The 3,755-nt window shown below is 65.4% G+C and carries 5 protein-coding genes; 3 read left to right on the top strand and 2 right to left on the bottom strand.

Going from position 1 to position 3,755, the window contains the following annotated elements:
• The 3 genes from ACILRN_RS16130 to ACILRN_RS16140 form a co-directional block, all read left to right on the top strand.
• Positions 1-113: acyl-CoA dehydrogenase family protein (locus ACILRN_RS16130; RefSeq protein ID WP_395689990.1), on the top strand; the 113-nt coding region annotated here is incomplete at its 5' end.
• Between the two features lie 132 nt (positions 114-245).
• A complete protein-coding gene (locus ACILRN_RS16135) occupies positions 246-2,282 on the top strand; it encodes an acetate--CoA ligase family protein (protein ID WP_395689986.1) in 2,037 nt (678 codons plus the stop codon).
• On the top strand, positions 2,279-3,079 hold the full coding sequence (locus ACILRN_RS16140) for a carnitinyl-CoA dehydratase (RefSeq protein WP_395689987.1): 801 nt from the start codon (positions 2,279-2,281) through the stop codon (positions 3,077-3,079). Before ACILRN_RS16135 ends, ACILRN_RS16140 begins: the two co-directional genes overlap by 4 nt.
• Before the next feature lie 37 nt (positions 3,080-3,116).
• On the opposite strand, the gene ACILRN_RS16145 is transcribed toward ACILRN_RS16140, so the two are convergent.
• Together ACILRN_RS16145 and ACILRN_RS16150 are read right to left on the bottom strand one after the other, a co-directional pair.
• On the bottom strand, positions 3,117-3,422 hold the full coding sequence (locus ACILRN_RS16145; RefSeq protein WP_395689988.1) for an SDR family oxidoreductase: 306 nt from the start codon (positions 3,420-3,422) through the stop codon (positions 3,117-3,119).
• Between the two features lie 35 nt (positions 3,423-3,457).
• A partial coding sequence (locus tag ACILRN_RS16150) for an SDR family NAD(P)-dependent oxidoreductase (protein WP_395689989.1) occupies positions 3,458-3,755 on the bottom strand: 298 nt, incomplete at its 5' end.

Genomic DNA, 3,755 nt, shown 5'->3' on the forward strand with positions numbered 1-3,755 from the left:
TGCCGCTCGAGCGCATCTGGCGCGACGCGCGCGTCGAGCGCATCTGGGAGGGAACCAGCGAAATCCAGCGCCATATCATTTCCCGCGCGCTGCTCCGGCCGCTGGGCGGATAGGATGAATACGCGCCTCCAGTGTCCTCTCCCGCGCGCGGGAGAGGAAGGGACCCGCCGCTCGCGGCGAGGAGTTGAGGGGCCACCAGCTCCAAAGCCTTCCGCCCTCACCTTCCCCAACTGCGGGAGAGGACGATGAAGAACCTTTCCCGCCTGCTGAACCCCAAATCCATCGCCTTCATCGGCGGCCATGAATGCGCCGTCGCCATCCACCGCACCCGCGAGCTTGGTTTTGCCGGAACCATCCATGCCGTGCACCCGAAGCGGGAGGAGCTGTCCGGGGTTCCCACCCTCAGGTCGGTGGATGACCTTCCCGAAGCGGTCGATGCCGCGTTCGTGGCGGTGAAACGCGAGCCCACCATCGAGGTGGTGCAGGCACTCGCGAGAAAAGGCTGCGGCGGCGCGGTGATCTACGCGGCTGGCTTCGCCGAGACCGGCAATACCGATCTTCAGGCCCAGCTGCTGGCCGCGGCGGACGGCATGCCGTTGATGGGCCCCAACTGCTATGGCTTCGTCAACACGCTGTCGCGCGCGGCGCTGTGGCCCGATGAGACCGGGCTTGAACCGGTGCCGCGCGGCGTGGCGCTGATCACCCAGTCCGGCAACATCGCCTGCAACTTCACCATGATGATGCGCGGGCTTCCCGTGGCTGCGGTCTATTCGATCGGCAACCAGGTCGATGTCGGCATGCACGACATGGTGGAGACGCTGTCCACCGATCCGCGTATCTCCGCGATCGGGCTTCATGTCGAGGGCCTGCCCGACATTCCGGCCTTTGCGCGGGCCGCACTGCTGGCGCGCCAGCGCAAGATGCCGATCGTGGTTCTGAAAACGGGGCGCTCCGAACAGGGCGCCAAGGTGGCAATGAGCCATACCTCCTCGCTCGCCGGCGCCGACAGGCTCTATGATGCCCTGTTCGAGCGTTATGGCATCGCCCGCATGACCTCCGTCTCGGCCTTCGCGGAGACGCTGAAGTTCCTGCACAATGGCGGGCCCATTGCGGGGTCTCGGCTCGTCTCGCTCAGCTGCTCCGGCGGCGAGGCAGCGCTCGTCGCCGACATGGCACTGGAGAAGAAGATCAGTTTCCCGCCCTTCGACCCCGCCACGAAGCCGCGCGTCGCGGCCACGCTCAATGAATACGTGGCCATCGACAACCCGCTCGATTACCACACCTTCATCTGGGGCCAGCCGGAGAAACTCACCGCCACCTTCACCGAAGTGCTGAAAGGCGGCTTCGATGTCGGCATGGTGATCCTCGACACACCCACCCACCCGAAGATGAAGCCGGACAGCTGGGCCACCACCGCCCGCGCCATGGCGGCGGCCGCCCGGGCCACGGGCGCGCGTGCCGCCGTGGTTGCAACCCTCTCCGAAGGCATGCCGTTGCCGCTTGCGGCGGAACTCTCTGCCGCAGGCGTGGCACCGATGATGGGGCTCGACGATGCGCTCACCGCGTTCGAGGCCGCCGCCGCCATCGGCCGCAACTGGGCCCGCGCCGAACCACCGCCGCCAATGCAGCCGAGCGTGCCGCTGGGCAGGCATGAGCGCGTGCTGAGCGAACACGAGTCCAAGACCCTGCTGAAACAGCATGGCCTCGCCATTCCCGATGGCATCGTCTGCAAACCAGAAGACGCCACCGCAACCGCGGACCGGCTTGGTTATCCGGTAACGCTGAAGGTCTCCTCCGCCGCCATCGCCCACAAGACCGAGGCCGGCGGCGTGGTGCTGAACCTGTGCACCCCAGACGAAGTCGCGGAAGCGGCCCGGCGCCTCGGCAGGCTGTCTGCCGATCTGCTGGTCGAGCGCATGGTGACGGGGGCCGTTGCCGAGCTCATCATCGGGCTCACCTGGGACCCGCAATTCGGGCCTGCGCTGACGGTTGGCGCCGGCGGCGTACTGACGGAACTCCTGCGCGATTCCGTCTCGCTGCTCCTGCCCGCCAGCCCCGGCGAGATCGAGCGCGCGCTTCATTCCCTGAGGGTCTGGCGTCTGGTGGACGGATTCCGCGGCAAGTCGGGCGATGCCAAGGCGGTCATCCGAGCCGTGCAGGCGGTGGCCTCCTTTGCCGCAGCCAATCCGGGGATGATCGAGGAGCTCGACGTCAACCCCCTGCTCGTTCTGAAGGACGGCGCAATTGCCGTCGATGCGCTGATCAAGATGAGGATCCCATGAGCGTCAAGGACACCACCACCGGCCCCATCATCGTGACCCGGCAGGGTCGCGTGCTCGAGGTGCGCATCGAGCGCGGCAAGGCCAATGCCATCGATGCTGCCACAAGCCGCATCATGGGCGATGTGTTCGCGGGCTTCCGCGATGACCCTGAACTGCGGGTCGCCATCCTCACCGGCACCGGCGAGAAGTTCTTCTGCCCCGGCTGGGACCTCAAGGCAGCAGCCGAAGGCGAAGCGCCAGATTCGGACTACGGCGTCGGCGGCTTCGGCGGATTGCAGCAATTGCCGGGCCTCAACAAGCCGGTGATCTGCGCGGTCAACGGCCTCGCCTTTGGCGGTGGCTTCGAGATCATGATCTCGTGTGACCTCATCATCGCCGCCGAGCACGCAACCTTCGCACTGCCAGAGATCAATTCAGGCACGGTGGCGGATGCTGCGTCAATCAAGCTGCCGCGACGCATTCCCTATCATGTGGCGATGGAGCTGCTGTTCACCGGCCGCCGCATCGATGCCACCGAGGCCATGCACTGGGGTCTGATCAATGAGGTGGTGGCCGCCGACCAGCTCATGGCACGAGCCCGCGCCATCGCCGCGCAACTGGCAGACGGCCCGCCGCTGGTGTTCGCCGCCATCAAGGAGATCGACCGGGAAACCTCGCATCTTCCCGTGCTCGAGGCGATGAAGATGGTGACCAGCCGAAGGCTGAAGACCGTCGACGTTCTCTATTCCAGCGAGGACCAGCTCGAAGGCGCCCGCGCCTTCGCCGAAAAACGCAAGCCGCAGTGGAAGGGGCGCTGACCCGCCAAAGGGCAGCGCACCCCGGCACTGGCAGCGCTCAGTCCGGGGCAAGGGCCGGATGCGCATCGAACGTACCCACCGGCATCTGTTCGTAATCGATGACCGCACCCGTAATCATCTGGGCAGACGGGGAGACGAGATAGGCAATAAGCCCGGCAACATCCTCTGGCAGGATGAGCCGTCCTGCCGGCATGCGGCTGCCGACAAGGTTCGCCCAGTCTGGCGGCTGACCATGAAAACCAGTCTGCAAGGCATGTTCGCCAGCTGAATTAACCCAGCCGAGACTTATCGCGAACACACGGATCCCATCGCGCTTCACCGCATTTGCCACCGAGCGGGTCATTGTGTTGTGTGCCGACTTTGAAGCGCAATAGGCCGTCAGTTTGGCGGACCGCCATGGGCAAGCATGGACGAAACATTGATGATGACGCCCGAGCCCTGCGTGCGCATCGGCTTCACTGCCTCCTGCATCAGAAAGAACGGCGCACGGGCATTGACACCGAACAAACGTTCGAAAGAGTCATGCGTCGTGTCGTCGAGACCACACCGCTCGGTGTTGCCTGCGGCATTGATCAGAACATCAAGGCGCCCAAACCGCTGCAAACAGGCTTCCACGGCGCGGCACGGAAGATCGCTGTCCATGAGATCGCCCTGGAGGGCGAGCGTCTTGCCCTGC

Source organism: Aestuariivirga sp., assembly GCF_044238155.1.
Classification (GTDB): Bacteria; Pseudomonadota; Alphaproteobacteria; order Rhizobiales; family Aestuariivirgaceae; genus Aestuariivirga.